The sequence below is a fragment of the Paraburkholderia sp. GAS348 genome, from assembly GCF_050434205.1.
GTDB lineage: Bacteria > Pseudomonadota > Gammaproteobacteria > Burkholderiales > Burkholderiaceae > Paraburkholderia.
Genome location: NZ_JBNPVT010000021.1, coordinates 1 through 19,927, shown reverse-complemented (window position 1 = coordinate 19,927; position 19,927 = coordinate 1). Strand labels below are relative to the sequence as shown.

Annotated in this window: 18 protein-coding genes and 1 pseudogene; 15 read left to right on the top strand and 4 right to left on the bottom strand. The window is 60.1% G+C overall.

Annotation, left to right across the window (positions count from 1 at the left end):
• Positions 1-55 precede the first annotated feature (55 nt).
• On the bottom strand, positions 56-823 hold the full coding sequence (locus P3T22_RS26400) for a TetR/AcrR family transcriptional regulator (protein WP_429326562.1): 768 nt from the start codon (positions 821-823) through the stop codon (positions 56-58).
• Positions 824-1,072: 249 nt separating this feature from the next.
• Here P3T22_RS26400 and P3T22_RS26395 point away from each other — a divergent pair, with 249 nt between their 5' ends.
• The 4 genes from P3T22_RS26395 to P3T22_RS26380 all read left to right on the top strand — a co-directional run bounded on the left by P3T22_RS26395 (position 1,073) and on the right by P3T22_RS26380 (position 5,855).
• Positions 1,073-1,837 carry an enoyl-CoA hydratase/isomerase family protein gene (locus tag P3T22_RS26395; protein ID WP_063499320.1) on the top strand — a complete coding sequence of 255 codons (765 nt, stop codon included), beginning with the start codon at positions 1,073-1,075 and terminating at the stop codon, positions 1,835-1,837.
• A 2-nt stretch (positions 1,838-1,839) separates the two neighbouring features.
• On the top strand, positions 1,840-3,075 hold the full coding sequence (locus tag P3T22_RS26390; protein ID WP_063499319.1) for a CaiB/BaiF CoA transferase family protein: 1,236 nt from the start codon (positions 1,840-1,842) through the stop codon (positions 3,073-3,075).
• Positions 3,065-4,399: a fumarylacetoacetase gene (gene fahA, locus P3T22_RS26385; protein ID WP_063499318.1), complete on the top strand. Its 1,335-nt coding sequence runs from the start codon at positions 3,065-3,067 to the stop codon at positions 4,397-4,399. Before P3T22_RS26390 ends, fahA begins: the two co-directional genes overlap by 11 nt.
• A gap of 91 nt (positions 4,400-4,490) precedes the next feature.
• Positions 4,491-5,855: an MFS transporter gene (locus tag P3T22_RS26380; RefSeq protein WP_063499317.1), complete on the top strand. Its 1,365-nt coding sequence runs from the start codon at positions 4,491-4,493 to the stop codon at positions 5,853-5,855.
• Positions 5,856-6,009: 154 nt separating this feature from the next.
• Here P3T22_RS26380 and P3T22_RS26375 read toward each other — a convergent pair whose 3' ends face one another.
• Positions 6,010-6,564: a TetR/AcrR family transcriptional regulator gene (locus tag P3T22_RS26375; RefSeq protein WP_429326561.1), complete on the bottom strand. Its 555-nt coding sequence runs from the start codon at positions 6,562-6,564 to the stop codon at positions 6,010-6,012.
• Positions 6,565-6,777: 213 nt separating this feature from the next.
• Between P3T22_RS26375 and P3T22_RS26370 the strand changes: the two genes are divergently transcribed.
• The 8 genes from P3T22_RS26370 (at position 6,778) to P3T22_RS26335 (ending at position 15,882) form a co-directional block, all read left to right on the top strand.
• Positions 6,778-7,239 (top strand): SRPBCC family protein, encoded by a 462-nt coding sequence (locus P3T22_RS26370; protein WP_429326560.1) that lies wholly within the window; start codon positions 6,778-6,780, stop codon positions 7,237-7,239.
• 86 nt (positions 7,240-7,325) lie between these two features.
• The gene (locus P3T22_RS26365; RefSeq protein ID WP_429326594.1) at positions 7,326-7,832 is read left to right on the top strand and encodes a (2Fe-2S)-binding protein; all 507 of its coding nucleotides are present in this window, start codon (positions 7,326-7,328) and stop codon (positions 7,830-7,832) included.
• Positions 7,825-10,197 carry a xanthine dehydrogenase family protein molybdopterin-binding subunit gene (locus tag P3T22_RS26360; protein WP_429326559.1) on the top strand — a complete coding sequence of 791 codons (2,373 nt, stop codon included), beginning with the start codon at positions 7,825-7,827 and terminating at the stop codon, positions 10,195-10,197. Before P3T22_RS26365 ends, P3T22_RS26360 begins: the two co-directional genes overlap by 8 nt.
• On the top strand, positions 10,194-11,051 hold the full coding sequence (locus P3T22_RS26355) for an FAD binding domain-containing protein (RefSeq protein WP_429326558.1): 858 nt from the start codon (positions 10,194-10,196) through the stop codon (positions 11,049-11,051). Before P3T22_RS26360 ends, P3T22_RS26355 begins: the two co-directional genes overlap by 4 nt.
• Before the next feature lie 12 nt (positions 11,052-11,063).
• The gene (locus tag P3T22_RS26350; RefSeq protein ID WP_429326593.1) at positions 11,064-11,669 is read left to right on the top strand and encodes a DUF302 domain-containing protein; all 606 of its coding nucleotides are present in this window, start codon (positions 11,064-11,066) and stop codon (positions 11,667-11,669) included.
• 74 nt (positions 11,670-11,743) lie between these two features.
• Positions 11,744-12,760, top strand: a complete 1,017-nt coding sequence (locus P3T22_RS26345; protein WP_429326557.1) for an XdhC family protein — start codon at positions 11,744-11,746, stop codon at positions 12,758-12,760.
• A gap of 486 nt (positions 12,761-13,246) precedes the next feature.
• Complete coding sequence (locus P3T22_RS26340) at positions 13,247-14,923, top strand: long-chain fatty acid--CoA ligase (RefSeq protein WP_063499310.1); 1,677 nt, start codon at positions 13,247-13,249, stop codon at positions 14,921-14,923.
• A gap of 56 nt (positions 14,924-14,979) precedes the next feature.
• Positions 14,980-15,882: an SDR family NAD(P)-dependent oxidoreductase gene (locus P3T22_RS26335; protein ID WP_429326556.1), complete on the top strand. Its 903-nt coding sequence runs from the start codon at positions 14,980-14,982 to the stop codon at positions 15,880-15,882.
• A 5-nt stretch (positions 15,883-15,887) separates the two neighbouring features.
• Here the strand turns inward: P3T22_RS26335 and P3T22_RS26330 are convergent.
• Positions 15,888-16,104, bottom strand: a pseudogene (locus P3T22_RS26330) (porin); the annotation flags it as partial.
• A gap of 129 nt (positions 16,105-16,233) precedes the next feature.
• Positions 16,234-17,286, bottom strand: a complete 1,053-nt coding sequence (locus P3T22_RS26325) for a LysR family transcriptional regulator (protein ID WP_236721104.1) — start codon at positions 17,284-17,286, stop codon at positions 16,234-16,236.
• A gap of 200 nt (positions 17,287-17,486) precedes the next feature.
• Between P3T22_RS26325 and P3T22_RS26320 the strand changes: the two genes are divergently transcribed.
• The 3 genes from P3T22_RS26320 to P3T22_RS26310 all read left to right on the top strand — a co-directional run.
• Entirely contained in the window at positions 17,487-18,302 is an 816-nt protein-coding gene (locus tag P3T22_RS26320; protein ID WP_063499309.1) for an alpha/beta hydrolase, read from the top strand.
• Positions 18,303-18,337: 35 nt separating this feature from the next.
• Positions 18,338-19,513 carry an efflux RND transporter periplasmic adaptor subunit gene (locus P3T22_RS26315; protein ID WP_429326555.1) on the top strand — a complete coding sequence of 392 codons (1,176 nt, stop codon included), beginning with the start codon at positions 18,338-18,340 and terminating at the stop codon, positions 19,511-19,513.
• A gap of 45 nt (positions 19,514-19,558) precedes the next feature.
• The coding region (locus P3T22_RS26310; RefSeq protein ID WP_429326554.1) for an efflux RND transporter permease subunit at positions 19,559-19,927 on the top strand (369 nt) is incomplete at its 3' end.

Here is a 19,927-nt window from a genome sequence, read left to right as displayed (position 1 = left end):
GACTCCAGTTGCAGCAACTTGAAGTGTGTAATCAACCAGGTCGCCTTTTACCTGACTACGCCTCGGTTTCGGTGGGTATGTCTGGAAGACGAATCCACGCTTCAAGATGCGACGGACCGGCAGCAATGGCACTCAGAAACATGCAGATCGAAAAATGAATCATCTGATCGATACGCACGGAATAACCGAATTGAGGTGCCCGGCCGGAGAGAATTAAAGTGGCAAGCCCGTGCTCCATGCTCCAGGCCGCGTGGGTCACTAGCGGCACGGAGCGCTTTTGCCAGCCGCTTTCCAGCGCCGCATCCTGAACCGATGATGCGAATAAGTTGAACGATTTCAGGCCTGCTTCGACGAGTTCCGGATAACACTCGCGAACGATGATGCGCGGCCCGACCATCAAGTCGAACAGTCCTTTGTGCTGCTGCGCGAATTCGACATAGGTCCGCATCATCCGGTATGCCTTCGTCATCGCAGGCTCGTCGCGTGCCTGGATCGTAGTTCTCAAGGCGGCAAGTTCCATGAATCCATCGGCTGCGATCGCGGCCAGCAGACCTTCCTTGCCGGCAAAATGCCGGGAGGGGGCGGCTTCTGATACGCCTACCGCACGGGCGAGATACCTCAAACTCAACTCGTGGACGCCAATTTCTTCCAATGCCGTACGACCCTCGGCAATCAGGGCATTGCGAAGATTCCCATGGTGGTACGGCGCAGGTGTCTCGCTTGAGGGTTTCGGACTCACGGTATTGGTCAAAGGTCGTCGAAGGCAGCCAATTATAGGCGTGCGAATTCCACGCGCGCAACGCATCGTCGGCCGTTCGGCCACGCCAACGAGAAAGCGGACCGTATCGTGACCTGAATGTGCGTGGTATGAGGTTGCTCGGGAATTCCCCGATTTCGCTTCAAGTTAACATCGTTATCATTCTCTCAGGTCGAATCGTTCTGGAGTGCTCTGACGACAACATCTAGCCCTTCTGACGGGCAGAGCGAGCTTCGTCGGCATCCCTGATCTGTTTCGCTTTCTGCGTCAACCAATATGCCTGGCCTTGTGCCGGGCACTCATCCCGGACGAGAAATGAGCACTGTCGTGTTTGAAAAGGACGGCGCGGTCGGCGTCGTCACCATGTCGAAGCCGCCCCATAACCTTATCGAGAACGTATTCCTGGAGGACCTGCTCGGCGCCTACACCAAGGCCGTCGACGAGGGTTGCCGCTCGATTCTGCTGCGCAGTGCAATGCGGCACTTCTGCGCAGGGGCGGATGTGGCGGGCTTTACTGGGGGGCAGCGCCGACGGGATCAGGCAGGGCTGGACGCTTTGCTTGATGCACTCGAAAACGTTCGGATTCCCACTGTTGCGGCTGTCCACGGTGCGGCGCTGGGCGGCGGTTTCGAATTGGCATTGACCTGCGACATGATTGTGGCAGCGGACACGGCCTTCTTCGGCATGGCGGAAGCGTCGTTGGGCCTGATCCCGCTGCTCGGTGGTGTGCAGCGTGTCGTGCAGCGCGTCGGCCCCGCACGTGCGAAGGAAATGGCGATGTTCGGCCGCCGCCACGGTCCGGCAGCACTGGAACGTTGGGGGGCGATCAATCTTGTTGTCGAGGAGTCTGAGCTGCTTGCGGTGGCGATGTCGTGGGCAAGACAACTCGCGGCGGGCCCCACGGTCGCGCTGCGCGCCATCAAGACCCTGGCCAACCTGTCGGCACGTCACGGAATTGCCGGCGCAGACGCCAGGCAGTCGGACATGAACGACATGATGTGGGCGAGCACTGATCAGAAGCGCGGTCTTACCGCCTTCATGAAGAGCGGACCCGGCTCGGCAGTATTTGAGGGGAATTGATCATGGGTGCTCCGCTTGAAGGACTGAAGGTCGTAGATTTCACACGAGTGCTCGCAGGCCCGCTTTGTACGAAGACGTTGCGTGACCTGGGCGCCGACGTGACCAAGATTGAGCCGCCCGGCGGCGATTCCGGACGGGGTGGTGTCCCGTTCATCGGCACCATGTCGGTCTACTATGCGCAGCAGAATGCAGGAAAGCGCAACCTGAGCCTCGATCTGAACTGGCCCGAGGCGCGTGCGATCGTGACCGATCTGTGCCGCGAGGCCGATATCATTGTCGAAAACTTCCGTCCTGGTACCCTCGCGCGGTTTGGCCTGGGATACGAGCAGGTTCGCGAGTTCAATCCCAGGGTCGTCTATGTATCGATGAGCGGCTACGGTCAAACGGGTCCGTGGCGCAACCGGCCCGCGTTCGCCCCGACAGTCCAGGCTGAGACTGGGCTCACCGACATTCTGCGCGAACACTACGGGTACGGCCCGGATGATTTCAAGAACGATGCGTGTAGTCACGCGGACGTTTACACCGGACTGCATGGCGCCATCGCCGTCCTCGCCGCGCTTCAGCATCGAAACCGCACGGGCGAGGGGCAACATGTCGACGTTTCAATGGCCGCGACCATGCTGGCGGTCAACGAGCGGGCGGGCGCGCAGCTTTCGAATATCGACACGAACGGCGAGCCGCCCGCATTGAGCGCGCCGGAGTCTCATATCTTCCGGCTGCCCGACGGCCGTCAGGTGACGATTGCCGCCAGCCCGATCTACTCGCCGATGTTTCTCCGCTATTGCGCGATGATGCGACGCACGGATCTTCTGCTCGACCCGCGTTTTGGCACCGCACTGCTACGTCGACAGAATCTCGATGCGCTGCTGACTGAAGTCCGGACGTGGATCATGACGTTCACCGATCTCGATGAACTGCAGGCCCAAGTGAGCGAGCAGGGTCTTGCGATCGGTGTGGTTCGCACGACCAGGGAAATTGCGGAGTCCGAATGGGCTGCGGATTGGGGGGCCATCGTGGAAGTCGACGATCGCTCCGGCGGGACGATGCGACTGCCTGGGGCGCCGTGGCGCTTTAGCACGGCCACCTTGCCGCCTCCGGGTATCCCGGCTTTTCAGGGGGAGCACAATGTTGAACTGCTCGCGGAGAGGAACGTTGACCCTGCGTTCATTCAGGAACTTCGGGAACGTAAGGTTCTGCTGAGCCGCCGCAGTATCCGCGAGGATTTCGATGCGCCTTGATCACACTCACGACGCCTCGGCGAAGAGCTGGCTCGAGGCCGCGAACGTGAATGACACCCCGTTTCCGCTGCAGAACCTTCCATTTGGTGTGTTCCGCCGTGCGGGGACGGTGGAGGGGTTTCGCGGCGGCGTTGCGCTTGGCGATCAGGTGATCGATCTCGGTGCATTGACCGATGCAGGTGCGTTTGACGGGCTCGCCGCTGAGGCGGCGCGAGCATGTGCGCAAGCAAGCCTGAATGCGTTTTTCGGCATGGGGCCAGTAGCATGGCGGGCGTTGAGACATGCGCTTTTCGCCTTGTTCAAGACGCGGGACGAAAGTCGGCGTGTCGGGCTCGAGGTCGACATACTCGAGAAGTGTCTGATTGCCCAGTGCGATGTCGAATATTGCTTGCCCGCGCAGATCGGCGACTACACCGATTTCTATACGTCGATTGATCACGCACGGAACATCGTCAAGCTGATCCGCCCGGACGGTGTGGTGTCGCCCAATTTCCATTGGATGCCAAGCGCCTACCACGGTCGAGTGTCGAGCATCGGTCTATCGGGTCAACGGGTTCGGAGGCCGTTTGGTCAGCGCCTGACGGCCGGCAGGCAGGAGCCCGAGGTCGGAGCGTGCGCCAAGCTTGACTACGAGCTGGAGCTAGGCATTTTCATCGGGACCGGGAACGAGCAGGGCACACGGATATCAGTGGAGTCGGCGGAAGAGCATGTGTTCGGACTTTGTCTGCTAAACGACTGGTCCGCCCGCGACATCCAGTCGTGGGAAGCGGCTCCGCTTGGTCCCTTTCTGGCAAAGAACTTCGCGACTACGCTTTCGCCATGGATTGTCACGATGGAAGCGCTCGCTCCATTTCGTGCGCAATGGACGCGCCCCGAGAGCGATCCGCAGCCGCTTCCCTACCTGTCCTCGCCCGAAACGCATGCGTCCGGTGCGATCGATATTCAGCTCGAGGTGGCGCTTGAGACAGGGGACACCCGGCGCAACGGTAGGGCACCGACGCGCCTTACGCACACGAGCTTTCGTCATCAATATTGGACCGTCGCGCAGATGGTGGCCCATCACACTGTTGGCGGATGCAATCTTCGCAGCGGTGATCTGCTAGGCAGCGGAACGATCTCGGGTCCGACCCGAGCCGAGGCCGGTGCGTTGATCGAGCTCACCGAAGGCGGCAGGTCGCCAATCGGGTTGCCGAATGGCGAAACCCGCTCATTCCTCGAAGACGGCGACGTAGTTGTGATGACTGGCTGGTGCGAGCGTCCAGGTTACGCGCGGATTGGCTTTGGAGAAAATCGCGGAGAAGTCGTGCCCGCGAAGTGGGCATGACAGAGTCAAGGCTCCGATCGAAAGATCGGAGCTACTGAAACTTTAGGGGAACCGGCACAAGAACTGGGAACCTGTAATTGGAGACAATCTGATGAGCGCGTTATTCGAAACAGAAGCATTAGAGGTAGACGCCGACTCGCGCCGGTTGTTGCGCAAGGCCTATTTGAATTCTGAATGGCGAATCATCCCCCTTCTGTTTGGCTTATGGATGCTCGCGTGGGTAGACAGGGCGAACGTGGCGTTTGCAAAGCTGCAAATGCTTTCGGACCTGCATTTTAGCGAGACGGCATATGGTCTTGGAGCAGGGCTGTTTTTCCTCGGATATGTCTTTTTATCTGTTCCGAGTGCGATCGTTCAGCAACGCATTGGTGCGAGACGACTCATATCGATGATTGCCATCGGCTGGGGCGCAGCCAGTATCGCCATGATGTTCGTCAAGTCTGCCGGAATGTTTTATGCCCTCCGCTTTCTGCTTGGCGTCTTCGAGGCAGGGTTCTACCCAGGCGTCATTCTATATTTCAACCAGTGGTTTCCAGCGAAGCGGCGCACGCGAAATTTCAGCATTTTCCATTCTGCGGCACTTTGCTCGACAGTCGCTGTGAGCTTGAGCGGCGGCTTCGTGCTCGAGCACATGAGCGGCATGTGGGGGTTGGCTGGATGGCGATGGATGTTTCTCTTGCAAGCCATTCCGACAGTTCTACTCGGCGGGGTGGCGCTCTTTGTCCTGCCAGATGGGCCCGCTACCGCGCGTTGGCTCTCGGACGCCGAGCGACGTCTTATTCTGGACGACTTCGCACAGGACCGGAATCATGCTTTACCGCCCGTAGAGGGCTCGTCCCCCCTGATGGCCAACCCCATGCTCTGGCTGCTCGCAGGAATCTATTTCTGCATTCTGGCTGCTAACACCGCCTTAGGCTTCTTCACGCCGACGATCCTGCGCGAAGCTGGCTTCGGAGGGTATAGCGCGATAGGCAACGCGCTGGCTGCGATATGTGTGCTTGGTGCAATCGGCAACATTGCGTTCTCTGCATTCGCGAGCCGTTATCGAGACGTTCGGTGGCATTGCGCAATCGCTGCGCTGGTCACGCTCACAAGTGTCGTGATGCTGGTTTTTGTCTGGCACAGCAGCCGGCCGGCCACCTTTGCCGCGCTGGTGTTCGGGGTAGCCGGGACAGGTGCTGGGGTCTCGCTTTTCTGGCAACTCCCAGCGCGGTTCATGCGCGAAAATACACTTTCATTTGGCGTGCCGCTCATCAGTTCTGTGGCCAACATTGCAGGATTTTTGACTCCCTGGATGACCGGGTATTTGCGCGATGCAACGGGCAGCTACGCCAGCGGCTTCATTGCCGCCGCAGGGGTTGAGGTGATTGCTGTCGTCGCACTCGTTATCGGAATTCCGCTTGTAGCTCGCAGACAGCAGTCTGTATGCGGAAGCTGTGCCAATGCGACCGAATGAGAATTCGAAATCGCGTGTAGAAGTCGATAAAGCGCATTCCGCATTCGACCGTCAAACGTCGCATATACATAAGGGATAGGGCTTTGCAAAAGGATGTCTCGCGGGCGGACTTTCCCGGCCGGGGAGCCATTGAACCTTAAGCCGGATAAGACGGCTATCCGTTGGTTCGTACGGTGTCGAGAATTTCCTGGGAGAGTGCGTCCGAGCGAACGGAGCGCGCCAGCAACATCGCGCCGGCCATTGTTGCCAGCATTGTGATGGCGGCTGCGCGCGACTCGCTGTCTTTTTCCTGTCCGGCGACCAATTCGACCAGCGCATTGATGCCCCGTGCGAACGCGTGCCTCGCGGTGGCGTCCAGACGCGAAACATCTGCGCCGAGTGCGGGAATGGCGCAGCCGATTTCCGGGCGATCGTAGTGCCACTGCGATAAATAGGCATCGAGCACGGCACGCTGACGCTGATCGGGCGTTGTTTCCGACACCACGGTTTCGAGCCGCTTCCTCATCTGGGCAAACGCTGCATCGATTGCCTCTACGATGAGGTCATCCTTCGATTCGAAGTGCGCGTAGAAGCCGCCGTGCGTGAGCTTTGCACCCTTCATGAGTTGCGCGACGCCGATGCCGTCGACCCCATGCTTGCGGAACGCCCTGGCAGCCGCTTTGATGATCTTGACTCGGGTTTCTTCCTTGTGCTCGGGTGGGTAACGCATCGTCGAACTCCTCTCATGCAAACGCTGAAGACTACGATCAATATATAAGATGACGACCGTCATTGCATAGTGTTTCCCCTGCGCTGAGGGTCATGAAGCCGGGGGACTGGGGGTAAACACCAGCCGAGATTTGTGCCATCCGATCTTGACCATGGCGATATGGCTCCCTAGGATGTTATCGGAGCATACATTGCTGGACTGGAGGAGGTTAGTTTGGAATTCAACGGATCACAAAACATCAGCGCGTCCCGCGCCACCGTATGGCAACGTCTTAACGACCCGCGGACCTTGCAGGAGTGCCTGCCGGGTTGCGAGCGCTATGAGCAGGCGGAGGACGGAAGTTACGACGCCGTTATCGCGGCGTCCGTCGGGCCAATCAAGGCCCGGTTCAAAGGCAGCGCGCGTTTCCTGGATCTCAGGGAAGACACCGGTTATCGAATCGAAGGCAACGGCAGTGGCGGGATCGCAGGGTTCGGCAAACTGATCGCCGATGTTCACCTGGAAGACATCAACGGCGGAACCGCTTTGCATTACACCGCCACGGCTCAACTTGGCGGCAAGCTCGCACAAATCGGCTCCCGCCTGGTGGGCGCCGTGGCCAATAAGTTCCTCGCGGACTTCTTCTCGCGGTTTGAAAAACTGGTGAGCGAGTGCGAGGATGCCGCCGCGCCGTGAAGTATGACGATCGTCATTTTATAAATGCAGGCGGGTCGAAGAACTTCGATCCGTCCGGCGAGACGTGCGGACAACGGGATAGGGTGATACCCATGCAGATACAGAATTGCGTCAATGGTGCGCCGCGCACCATCGATACTGAACCGAGACGACTTCTCGTTCATCTTTTGCGAGATACGCTGGGGTTGACGGGCGTGCATATCGGGTGCGACACCTCACAATGTGGTGCTTGTACGGTTCTGATCGATCAGAAGACCGTCAAGTCATGCACCGTGCTGGCAGTACAAACCGAGGGTTGTAGCGTGCAGACCATCGAAGGCATGGCGCACGACCCCATCACCACCGCGCTGAAGAGCGCCTTCAATGAGTGTCATGGGCTGCAGTGCGGATTCTGCACGCCCGGCATGTTGATAGCCGCGCGGGCGCTGCTGGTCAATACGTCAAGTCCTTCGGAGGAAGCGGTTCGCGAAGCGCTGCACGGCAATCTGTGCCGCTGCACCGGATATCAGAACATCGTGGACGCAGTTCTGCTTGCGGCAGCCCGCTTGAAGGAACAAGCGGCTCAACCGGTTGAGGAGGCGAGCCATGAGTGAAGGGCATGACAACGCCAGCACCCGTTATATTGGCAAGCCCGTCAGGCGCAGGGAAGATCAGCGCCTGATGAGCGGACAGGGCCGGTTTACCGACGACCACCAATTTCCCGGGATGACCTTTGCTGCTTTCATCAGGTCGCCTTTCGCCCATGCGCGGATCCGGAATATCGACACGGCGGCTGCTTTGGCAATGCCGGGTGTGGTGGGTGTGCTCACCCATGCCGACATCGCAGGCAAGGTCGGGCATATCCGCCCAAACTGGGTCGTGGGTGATTCCAAAGTGCCGCCGCACCCGGTGCTGCCGGCCGAGCGCGTGCGCTACGCAGGAGAGGCCGTAGCCATGGTGGTGGCCGAGACACGGGAACTGGCGGCCGACGCCGCCGAGCTCGTGAACGTTGAGTATGACGAACTACCCGTGGTCGTGGACGCAGAAGCTGCGCTTCAGGAGGGGGCTCCGCTCCTTCATGACAATGTTCCCGGCAACCTGATCGGCATATTCAGGTTGAAGGGCGGCGACTACGAGGAAGTGGTGAAGGCGGCCGACCGGGTCGTGTCCATTCGCCTCGTCAACCAGCGCCTGATTCCGAGTCCGCTGGAACCCCGGGCGCTCTGTGCCAGCTACGATGCGTTGGACGAGCGGCTTACCTTCATTTTGCCAAGCCAGGTGCCGCACATGTCCCGGCGATGGCTCGCCGAGACGCTGGGCTGGGCCGAGCACCGGATCCGCGTCGTTGCGCCCGATATCGGCGGCGGCTTCGGTTGCAAGATGCACTTCTACGTTGAAGAGGTGCTGGTGGCCTTCGCCGCCCGGAATTTCGGCCGCCCTGTGAGCTGGACCGAAACCCGCAGCGAGAACCACTTAGCCACGACGCACGGGCGCGACCACGTGGAATACGTGGACGCCGCCGTCACGAATGCAGGCAAGGTGCTGGGAATCAAGGTCCGGTCGTATGCCAATCTGGGCGCATATCTTTCCAACATGGGAACGGGTATCCCGACCATCAACACGGCGAGCTATGTCACCGGCAACTACCAGATTGCGAATGTGGACGTGCAGGTCGACCTGGTGACGACCAACACCACGCCGGTCGATGCCTACCGCGGCGCCGGCCGGCCCGAGGCCGCGTATATCATCGAGCGGACAATGGATGCGGTGGCCAATGCGCTCGACATCGATCCAGTCTTGCTGCGCCGCCTGAACCTCGTACAGGCGCACCAGTTTCCCTACCAGCCGCATAACAATGCGCGCGGCAAATGGGACAGCGGCGACTATGAAGCCTGCCTGTCCCAGGCCATGGAGATGATCGATTACGACGGCTGGCGCGAACGGCAGGCAGCCGAACGGCATAAAGGCAGGTATATCGGCATTGGCGTGATCTGTTATCTCGAACTCGTAGGCATGGGCAGTTCCCAATTGCTCCGCCGGGTGGGTTTCGACCGCGGCGGCTGGGAAAGCGCCCACCTCCGCGTCCATTCCGATGGCAAGGTGACCTTGTTCAGCGGGTCGATGCCGCAAGGTCATGGTCATGCCACCAGCTACGCTCAGATCGTGGGCGACGCACTGCAATTGCCGATGGACGACATCGACGTCGTGCAAGGCGACACCGATCGCGTTCTGGCCGGCCATGGCACGTTCAACTCGCGCTCCATGCCGGTGGGAGGCTCCGCGGCCTATGTTGCGGCGGGCAAGATTCTGGCCAAGGCCCGCAAGATTGCTGCGATCATGCTGGAGGCCCAGGAAGAGAATGTGCAATATGCCAACGGGGTGTTTTCGACGGAGGCAGGCATCACGGCGTCCTTTGCCGAAGTTGCCAGGATGGCTTATGTAGCGAGCAAGCTTCCGCGCGACATGGAAGCCGGACTCGACGAACGGGTGTTCTATGAGCCCACTTCGATGGGGGCGCCCAACGGATGTCACGCGGTCGTTGTGGAGGTGGATCCCGAGACGGGAGTAGTGAGCATTCTTGACTATGTTGCGGTTGACGATGTCGGCGTGATGATCAATCCGCTGTTGTGCCACGGTCAGATGCACGGCGGCATTGCCCAAGGCATTGGTCAGGCGCTCCACGAAGAAGCGAGATATGACGCAAGCGGGCAGCTGCTTTCAGGGTCCCTGCTCGATTACGGGTTCCCGCGGATCGAGCAGGTGCCGCGTATGCGCACATCTTTCCATGTATCCCCGTCACCGAGCAATCCTCTTGGCGTGAAGGGCATTGGTGAGGCCGGCTGCGTCGGAGCACCGCCTGCGGTCGTCTCCGCCGTCTGCGACGCCCTGAAGCCGTTCGGCATTACCCATCTCGATATGCCGCTTACCCCGCCAAAAGTCTGGCGCGCCATTCAGACCGCCAACAGGAGCCCCGCATGATCCCCTATGCTGTTGAGTATCTTAGAGCGACAAATGTGGCACACGCGCTTGCCATGCTCGCCAGTGACAGCGAAGCCAGGTTGCTGGCCGGAGGTCATTCGCTGATCCCGCTCATGAAGCTGCGTCTGGCCAGTGTCTCGCGGTTGATCGACATTGGCGGATTGCCGGAATTGCACGGCATTGCAGTTCATCCCGATCACATTGCGATCGGCGCCGCGACCACGCATGCCGAACTAGGCAGTCATTCGCGGCTGGCGGAGTTCTTGCCGTTGATTCCGCAAGCAGCCGGCGTCATTGCGGATCCGACCGTGCGCAATCGCGGAACCATTGGCGGTTCGCTGGTCCACGCTGACCCGTCGGCTGACTGGCCGGCGGTCATGTTGGCGCTGGATGCGCGCATGGAGATCACCGGCGTTGCTGGTCCGCGAGTCATCCCGGCAGATGAATTCTTTGTTGGCTTCATGTCGTCGGCGGTACAGCAGGACGAGATGCTGACGCGTATTTTCATCCCATTGCCAGGGCCGGATCGCGTGGCCTACCGGAAATTTCGCCACCCCGCCTCGGGCTACGCCGTGGCCGCAGCCGCCGTCGCCCTGCGTTACGCGGGTAATCGGTGTACAGGCGGCATGATTGGCGTGACTGGGGTGGCTGAGACGGCATTCCGCGCACATACGGCTGAAGCCGGGCTCGCCAGCGGGTTCACTGGGTCGGCAGAGGAGATCGGCCGTCTCGTCGAGACGGCGTTCGCCGACGTGACGCCGCTCGAGGATGGTTTTGCTGATGGTGTCTACCGCCTGCAATTGGCCAGGGTCATGCTCAGCCGAGCCCTCGCTGACGCAGTCAGACACGCTTAGGAAAACAGCGTGATGAGCCCCCTGCGCGTTGCCATCATGATTGGGTTAGGAATACTTTCTACAACCGGACATAGCGAGCCGCTGCCAACCACAATGAACGCCGATACCCTGATTCAAGCGTCCGCCACGCAAATAACAGTGACCCACGTGAGCCTGGAGGCCAAGGTCGATTTTGAGTCGTTCACACGGCACCTGGAGGCTTCGCTCGGTCGCTTCGATCCCACTTCCCTGAAGGCGCTGCTACAAACAGACCCGGCCTCGGCGGATGCTCGCCTCGCGCAGATGGAAGGGGATCAAGGATTGATGATCTTCTCGATGCAGAATCACGGGGTGCTGCTCAACCTGGCCGGAACCAGGCGGTACGCCATGCGCTACAACATCGGAAACCCTCGCGTTGCCTTGCGGATGACGCGCCATGATATCCGGGCAGGTCTTTATGCGCCGCTGTCCGTACTGGTCTACGAAGAAGCGCCTGGGGTGGTGCGAGTGGAATATGACCAACCCTCTACGCTGTTCGGCCAGTTCGGTGATGCGGATGTCACCGCAGTGGGACGCGAGTTGGACATCAAACTCGCCAAGGTCGTCGAGCATGCGGCGCAACTGGCCGCACGGCCTTGACATGAAGATTGTCTCGACTGAAGGTCGCCCCCTCGGAACGCATCCGGGACATCACAGCGCGATGAGGGGCTGACGTGGACAGCGTGGACATGGAAGTCGTGAGGACCGCGACCCGCTGGTTGAGGGAAGGCCACCGCGCCTTGCTCGTTGCCGTCGTCAAGACCTGGGGCTCCTCGCCGCGCATGCCGGGCTCCCTGCTCGCGGTCCGTGAAGACGGCGTGGCAGTGGGCTCCGTTTCGGGGGGCTGTATCGAAGACGATTTGATTGCGCAGGTTCGCCGCGCAGGCATCGTTGAGCACTTGCCGCGCACGCTGCGTTATGGCATCAGTGCGGACGAAGCCCATCGTTTCGGACTGCCGTGCGGTGGGACCATCGAACTCGTACTCGAACCGCTCAGCGGTGCAAGCGGAATGGCGCAGCTGCTGGACGCACTGCAGGCGGGGCGCCTCGTCAAGCGTACGCTGGACATGGCAACGGGCGAGGTGCAGCTTGCGGCCGCTTTCGCGACCGATGCCCTGCGCTTCGACGGCACTACCCTGCAAACCGTGCTAGGCCCACGCTATCGTTTGCTCGTGATTGGTGGTGGACAGCTCTCGCAGTATCTCACTCGAATGGCGATCGGCCTCGACTATCAGGTCACGGTTTGCGATCCACGAGAAGAGTACGCCGACGTATGGGATGTACCGGATGCAGTACTCGTGCGCGACATGCCCGATGACATCGTCATGGCGATGCGGCTCGACGAACGGAGCGCCGTCGTGGCGCTCACGCATGATCCGAAGTTGGATGACCTCGCCTTGATGGAGGCACTGAGAACGCCGGCATTCTATATCGGTGCATTGGGTTCGCGGCGGAACAACGATGCGCGGCGGGTGCGTCTGCGCGAATTCGATCTGGACGACGAGCAGATCTCCCGAATGAAAGGCCCTGCTGGCCTCCACATCGGGAGCCGTACGCCGCCCGAAATCGCCATTTCCATTCTTGCCGAATTGACTGCCGCAAAAAACGGTGTTGGTGTTCCCTCGCAAATGCAAGTGCGATATGCGAAAGCAGGGCGGGACGGATCGATCAGCAGTTGCGCAATACAATGATCGCGCGCTTTTTGGGCACGGGTTATACGCCGTAAACCGTTATCGGGACGATTCGAACGTTCAATTGTTCTTTTCCGGAGAATTCCCTGCACCATTGGTCAGGATTCGAGACAAGCGTAGACGTTGACCACCAGAGCGCCCGGCGAAGGTAACCCATTTAACATGATCATCGCCATGCATACTAATAGTGTCTTGCTCACGGTGGCGTTCGGGGTCTTGATCATTCGTTACATCACTGTCGCGGAGCACTGTAGAAGCCGTTATTAGCGTTCAATCGGGATTACTGCGGATGCCATTTAGTGTTATCAGTGTGTACATTTGCAGTGAATTCTAACGCCTTCATTCTTCCGGTCACTCGTGCGCAGGTCGAATTACCGTTCACGGAGGCCACTTGTCGCCCCGAGTAGCCGATCTGTCGCGCAGGATGTGGTCCCCGATCTGAAGCTCGCGGCCCGTAAATCAGGCGGTCAACTATGGAGTGTTCGTATGTCCAATACAACGTCGCGTGGCTGGCCCGCACATCTGCAAGGGCCGTTGACGATTCCTGCGACGAACCTGTTCCACAACGCCGAAGTATCGGCGGCGCGGTTCCCCGACAAGCCGTTCCTCGTTTTCTACGACACGCCAATAACGTTTGCCGAGTTTAAAGACGAAGCCGAATGCATTGCAGGCTATCTGCAGCATGAGTGCGGCGTTCAGGCCGGCGACCGCGTTCTTCTGTACATGCAGAACAGTCCGCAGTGGGTTCTCGCCTATTATGGAATCCTGCGCGCGAATGCAGTCGTGGTGCCGGTCAATGCAATGAATACCACGGAGGAGTTGCGCCACTACGTCGAAGACAGTGGCGCACGAACGATATTCGTCGCACAGGATTTGTACCGGAACATCGAACCGCTACTTTCGAATGAAGAAGGTGAAGGGTTGCGGCATGCAATCGTTGCAACCTACAGCGATTACCTGAGAATTCCGCCAAGCCTCTCACCGCCGGAATTCGTTACCGCTGCGCGCGAGATTAGCGGTCGCGGTGCAGTGGCCTGGGTAGATGCACTTGCGGCACGTTGCAAACCCGGGCCGCTGACTGCCGGTCCCGACGATCTTTGCGTGATGCCGTATACGTCCGGCACGACCGGCAAGCCGAAGGGGTGTATGCATACGCACCGTAGCGTCATGCATACTGCGGTTGCCAGTGTTCAATGGATAGATGCGGACCAGGATATGACGGTGATGACGATCTTGCCGTTCTTCCACGTGACCGGGATGCAGGGAGGTATGAACGGGCCGCTGTACTGCGGTGCGACGATTATTTTGATGTCCCGGTGGGATCGCGACGTCGCGGCACGCGCGATTGAACAATATCAAGTTACCGTATGGTCGGCAATTTCGACGATGATGGTCGACTTCCTGGCCAACCCGAAGCTGGGAGACTACGATCTATCGAGCCTTCAATCGCTGCGTGGCGGCGGTGCCGCAATGCCGGCCGCGCTAGTGAAGAAACTCAAGGACCTGGTCGGCATCGACTACGTAGAAGGATACGGCATGTCGGAGACCATCGCCGCGACCCACTTCAATCCGCAGCAGCGTCCCAAAGCTCAGTGCCTGGGTATTCCAATGTTCGACCTCGAGGCGCGGATTGTGGACCCTGAAACGCTGCTTGAAGTTGAACCGGGACTGACGGGTGAAATTATCGTGCATGGCCGGCAGGTCATGCAGGGCTATTGGCGTAACCCGGAAGCAACCCGCGAGGCGTTTATCGAAATCGATGGCAAGCGCTTCCTGCGAACCGGCGATCTGGCTCGCATCGACGAAGACGGCTACTACTTCATGACGGATCGCCTGAAGCGGATGATCAACGCGTCAGGCTACAAGGTTTGGCCGGCCGAGGTGGAAGCGTTGATGTATCAGCATGAGGCAATCAAGGAAGTATGCGTGATCGCCGCGCGCGATGCGCGCCGCGGCGAGACGGTCAAGGCGCTTGTCGTTCTGCATTCGAACCACGTTGGCAACGTGACAGCCGACGACATTTTCGCGTGGGCGCGTGAGCACATGGCGTCATACAAAGTGCCGCGCATCGTCGAGTTTGTGAGTGAGCTTCCCAAATCGGCGAGCGGCAAGATTCTTTGGCGCCAACTCCAGGAGGAGACCTGCGCCGCCGCGCAAGTGTAGAAGGTCGAGAGACCATTCGCTCGCGCAAACGCTGTCGACGTGAAGGTGCATTGCGGTTGGGACCTGAGCAGCGTCAGCTGTATGGCTGTAAAATCGCGTATATACGCATATTTAAGCAAGCGTACTTTTCCATATTGCATTCTCTGGCAACCATCAATCTCCCGCGGGAACTCGGGAGGCACGGAGCATTGATCGTGAACAAACTCTTTGATCTCACAGGCAAAGTCGCCGTCGTAACGGCATCCACCAGGGGTATGGGCTTGGCGATTGCGCGCGCGCTCGGCGCGTCCGGAGCGAAGCTCGTCATTTCGGGGCGCAGCCAGGAAAGCGCCGACGCCGCGGCCGCCCGTCTGCGCGACGAAGGCGGATTCGAAGTCGCGGCGTTCGCGTGCGATATTACGGATCCCGAGAGCGTGAAACGCTTTGCGGCCGATGCGCTTGCCGCCTTCGGCCACATTGACGCGCTTGTGCTCAATGCTGCTGGTGATCCGCCTGCCGGATCGTTGCTCGGTCAGAAGCCCGAGCAATTCGACAAGACTATGACCGAAGGGGTGCGCGGCAGCCTGGCGCTTGTCCTCGCACTCGCTCCGCAGATGGTCGAGCGCAAGTACGGTTCGATCGTCTTCATGTCGAGCCGCGCCGCGAAGCGCGGCACGGGCGTGCTCGGTTTGTACGGCATGGCGAAGGCCGCGATTGACCAGTTGGTGCGCAACCTGGCGCTCGAACTCGGGCCCTCGAATATCAACGTCAACTCGATCAACCCAGGGGCAGTGCGCACGGACTTCTCCCGCATGCTTTGGGAGAACCCCGAGCGCGAGAAGATGACGGTCTCGACAATCCCAATGGGGCGCATCGCCGAGCCCGAGGATGTGGCCGGTCTTGCTCTCTTGCTCGTTTCCGGGGCCGGGCACTATATCAATGGTCAGAATATCAGTGTGGACGGCGGCGGTACGGCGTAACGTGGCGTCAGAGAACCATACTTTTCGTCGCTGAGCCCAACCCATGTCTGCCGGTGGAAGAGGGGCCTGCCGGTGGAAGAGGGTTGTGGTGTCGGCGAAGAGCGAGCCATTGTTGAGATTGAATCCGGTTTCGACGTCAAACTGTGCCTTCAGTCCATCACCCAGGTCTTCGTTTCCCTTGATTCCGAACGGTGAGCCTGTAGAGCCCCCACTGCGCTCACTGGTGAATATGGCGGGATGCCAATGGGCTCGGATGATTCGTGTATCCCCGGTTGACGCGCGAGGAGATCGTTCACGCGTTGCCTCATTGGGGTAGTTTGGATGAGTCGGCGTCCCCCGGCGCCACGGGTTTCAACGAATCAGGCTTGACGTGGGGTGCCTCATCGAGTCTGTCGACCGGCCGCGGGAGTCCACCTTCCATTTCATTTTGCCGGCGGCGTTGAAATCCACGGCGGAGCGTGCGAGCGGCGCGGCCGGGCCAGCGTCACCGGCGTTCTCGGTCAGCGGTGCATTGCGCGTGAACGCAAGTGGAGATTGTTCGCAGATTTCCGCTACCCATTCGACAAAAACCCGCACCTTCGCGGCGAGATGACGGTTGTGAGGATAGACCGCTGCCAGAGGCATGGAGCGAACCTTCCACGGCGTCAGTATTTGTTTGAGTTCACCTGTCGCAACATGTGACTCAACCATGAACAGGGGAGGCTGGATAATGCCAGCTCCATTGACGCCGCATGTTACATAAGCGTCCCCGTCATTGACGGTCAGAGCGCCGTTCATCTTCAAGTCCGTGTTTTTACCATTCACGTCGAAATTCAGTCCTGCTACGCGTCCTGTGCGGCTCGAGAAGTAGTGCACCGCGACGTGTTGTTCAAGCTCTTCGAGTGAGCAGGGTTCACCGTAGCGCTCAAGGTAGGCTGGGCTTGCGGCTGTTATCGTGGCAAGAGAGCCGAGTTGTCGCGCGACCAGGCTGGAGTCGTCCAACTGGCCTATCCGGAGCGCGCAATCAACCCCCTCCTGGATCAGGTCCACCGGGCGGTCCCCGAAACCGAGCATGAGTTCGACCTGCGGATACCGTTGGCGGAACTCCTCAATGCGTGGCATCACGACCACCCTTCCCAGCGAACTCGGCATGTCGACTCTAAGTTTGCCCCGCGGCCCTTTGGCCGTATTGTTCAGGTTGTCCTCAGTCTCAGCGATGTCGGCAAGAATGCGTACGCAGCGCTCGTAATATTCAGCGCCTTCGGGAGTCAGGTTGATGCGACGCGTGGTCCGTTGCATCAGGCGCACCTGAAGATGAGCTTCGAGCTTCTTGATAAGGGTGGTAGCCGATGCGGGCGGGATGCCTAGAGCATCCGCCGCGCGAGCAAAGCCGTTCATCTCCACGACCTTGGTAAACAACTGCATAGCCACAAGCCTGTCCATATCCGCTTATCTCTAACAAACCAGATGCATTCCCCGGCCAAACGCGGCAAAAAATTTGGGGACGCATCTGATTCTTCAGCTGCCGCGAATTGTGTTCTAGATTATAACCATTTATCTGTTTCACATCTTCGACCACAATCCGTCCTGTCGAAACATCCGTGAAGGCCCCCGGCCTGAAAGGTATGAAAACAAATGTCGAACAGGTGATTGAAATTGGGAGCGTGGAGCTGGACGGCCACGCCCAGGCGATTCGCTTGCGCACCTATCGTCCACCGCTCAAGCGCGGCGCTTTACCCGTCATCTTCTTCTTTCACGGCGGTGGCTTTGTGAAGGGCGCACCCGAGCAGGCCGACGCGATCTGCTCGCAGCTGGCTGCGAAAGTCGAGGCGCTGGTGGTATCCGTGGGCTACTCGCTGGCGCCGGAGTTCCCATTCCCGACCGCGCTATGCGACGGATACCGTGCCGTGCAGTGGGTGGTGACCAACGCGCGCCCGCTTTGCGCAGACGTAAAACGCATGGCTGTGGCCGGACACGACGCGGGCGGCAATCTGGCGGCGGGCCTGGCGGCCATGGTTCGGGACCAGGCCGTGTTCCGGTTTTCCGCCCAGGCGCTGCTTGCACCGCTGCTTGATCCGAGCATGACGCGCATCGCCGATCTGGGTAGCGATATAAATCCAGATATGCATGCAGAAGAGTGTGCGTCGGGCTACCGGGCCTATCTGCCGTTCGTGTCGAACCGGCTGCATCCGTACGCCGCGCCCATCGAGTCCCGCCGCCTGAAGGGGCTGCCGGCTGCCTTCATTGCCAGCGCGGAGAACGACCTGATGCACGTGGAAGCCGAGAAGTACGCGGCAGAACTGATTGCCGCGGGCGTACCCACGACGGTTACGCGCTACGGGAAGGTCGCGCACAACGAACTGGCGTCGCGACAGGAGGTGCTCGCTGACGTTGCCACCTTCTTCAACAGGGTATTTGGCGCGACTTCAGAGCGATCCTGATCCTGATTCATATCACCAGAAAACGGGAGTTTGAAATGGTCTTCAAGCGTAAGCTGGTTATCTCCAGCGCAATTTCCCTGGCGGTCATCGCCGGCATTGGCGCGATGTATCACACGTACGGTGGCGCGCCGGTCACCGAGGCTGCCGCCGCGGCAGCGCCGCCCGCCGCGGACGTGGATGTGGCGACTGTGGTTTCGCGGTCCATCACCGACTATCAGGAGTACTCAGGCCGGATCGAGGCCATCAACGATGTACAGATCCGGCCCCTCGTTTCGGGAACGATCGTCGCGGTCCACTTCCAGGACGGCGCGATGGTCAGGAAGGGCGACCCGCTTTTTACCATCGACCCGCGCCCGTATCAGGCGGAGGTCGATCGGGCCGCGGCGCAACTCGCTTCGGCGGAGTCCCGCAGCGGATACGCCGCGAGTGACTGGGAGCGTGCCCAGCGGCTGCTGAGCGACAATGCGATCGCCAAGCGCGACTATGACGAGGCGCAGAACGCGAACCGCGAAGCCATTGCAGCGGTGAAGGCGGCGAAAGCAGCCGTAGAGGCGGCCCAGATCAATCTGGGCTACACGGCGATTGCGGCGCCCGTGTCCGGGCGTGTCTCCCGTGCGTTGCTGACAGTCGGCAACGTGGTGTCCACAGGGGCCAACGCGCCCGTGCTGACGACCCTGGTGTCGATGTCCCCCATCTATGCGTCGTTTGACGTCGACGAGCGGACGTACCTGCGTTTTCTCAGTCACGACTCGAAGGTGACGGTTCCGACCTGGATTGGTCTGGCCAACGAGACGGGCTATTCCCGGCAGGGCGTGATCGATTCCGTGGACAACCGGCTTGACACCGGTTCCGGGACGATCCGGGTGCGCGCGCGCTTTGACAACGCGGACGGCGTGCTGGTGCCGGGGCTCTACGTTCGGGCTCGCGTGGGGGGCGGCGCGCCGCATCCGGCCGTGCTGGTCAGCGACGCGGCGATCCAGACCGATCAGGAAAAGAAGTTCGTGCTGCTGGTGGACAAGGAAGACAAGGTCCAGTACCGCGAAGTGAAGCTGGGTGACCAGCAGCGGGGCCTGCGCGTGATCACCGGCGGGCTGCAGCCGGGTGAGCGCATTGTTGTGAACGGCATGCAGCGAGTCCGTCCGGGCGACCCCGTCAAGCCGAACCTCGTGCAGATGTCGGGCGACGCCGCTGCCGCGACGGGCGCGTCCTGAGTGCGCACGTTTCACCTTGCGCCTCGTACCTAGTCAGAGACTGCCATGAACCTCTCCAAATTTTTTATCGAACGTCCGATATTTGCGGCTGTCCTGTCAGCCGTGATTCTGCTGGCGGGTCTGATCTCGATGGTCAATCTGCCCATATCGGAATATCCGGGCGTCGTACCGCCATCCGTCGTGGTGACGGCGCAATACCCGGGCGCCAACCCCAAGGTTATCGCCGACACGGTTGCTTCGCCGCTTGAAGAACAGATCAACGGCGTCGAGAACATGCTGTACATGCAGTCGCAGGCCAATAGCGACGGCACGCTCACGTTGACCATCACGTTCAAGCTCGGGACGAACCCCGACCTTGCCCAGCAGCAGGTCGAGAACCGGGTGAACCAGGCGCTGCCCCGCCTGCCCGAAGAC

Coding starts and splice junctions, on each gene's coding strand:
- P3T22_RS26375 (WP_429326561.1), bottom strand. CDS start 6,564: ATGCGTTACCCACCCGAGCACAAGGAAGAAACCCGAGTCAAGATCATC.
- fahA (WP_063499318.1), top strand. CDS start 3,065: ATGCGCCTTGATCACACTCACGACGCCTCGGCGAAGAGCTGGCTCGAG.
- P3T22_RS26395 (WP_063499320.1), top strand. CDS start 1,073: ATGAGCACTGTCGTGTTTGAAAAGGACGGCGCGGTCGGCGTCGTCACC.
- P3T22_RS26320 (WP_063499309.1), top strand. CDS start 17,487: ATGAAAACAAATGTCGAACAGGTGATTGAAATTGGGAGCGTGGAGCTG.
- P3T22_RS26340 (WP_063499310.1), top strand. CDS start 13,247: ATGTCCAATACAACGTCGCGTGGCTGGCCCGCACATCTGCAAGGGCCG.
- P3T22_RS26380 (WP_063499317.1), top strand. CDS start 4,491: ATGAGCGCGTTATTCGAAACAGAAGCATTAGAGGTAGACGCCGACTCG.
- P3T22_RS26350 (WP_429326593.1), top strand. CDS start 11,064: ATGAGCCCCCTGCGCGTTGCCATCATGATTGGGTTAGGAATACTTTCT.
- P3T22_RS26355 (WP_429326558.1), top strand. CDS start 10,194: ATGATCCCCTATGCTGTTGAGTATCTTAGAGCGACAAATGTGGCACAC.
- P3T22_RS26360 (WP_429326559.1), top strand. CDS start 7,825: ATGAGTGAAGGGCATGACAACGCCAGCACCCGTTATATTGGCAAGCCC.
- P3T22_RS26325 (WP_236721104.1), bottom strand. CDS start 17,286: ATGCAGTTGTTTACCAAGGTCGTGGAGATGAACGGCTTTGCTCGCGCG.
- P3T22_RS26390 (WP_063499319.1), top strand. CDS start 1,840: ATGGGTGCTCCGCTTGAAGGACTGAAGGTCGTAGATTTCACACGAGTG.
- P3T22_RS26315 (WP_429326555.1), top strand. CDS start 18,338: ATGGTCTTCAAGCGTAAGCTGGTTATCTCCAGCGCAATTTCCCTGGCG.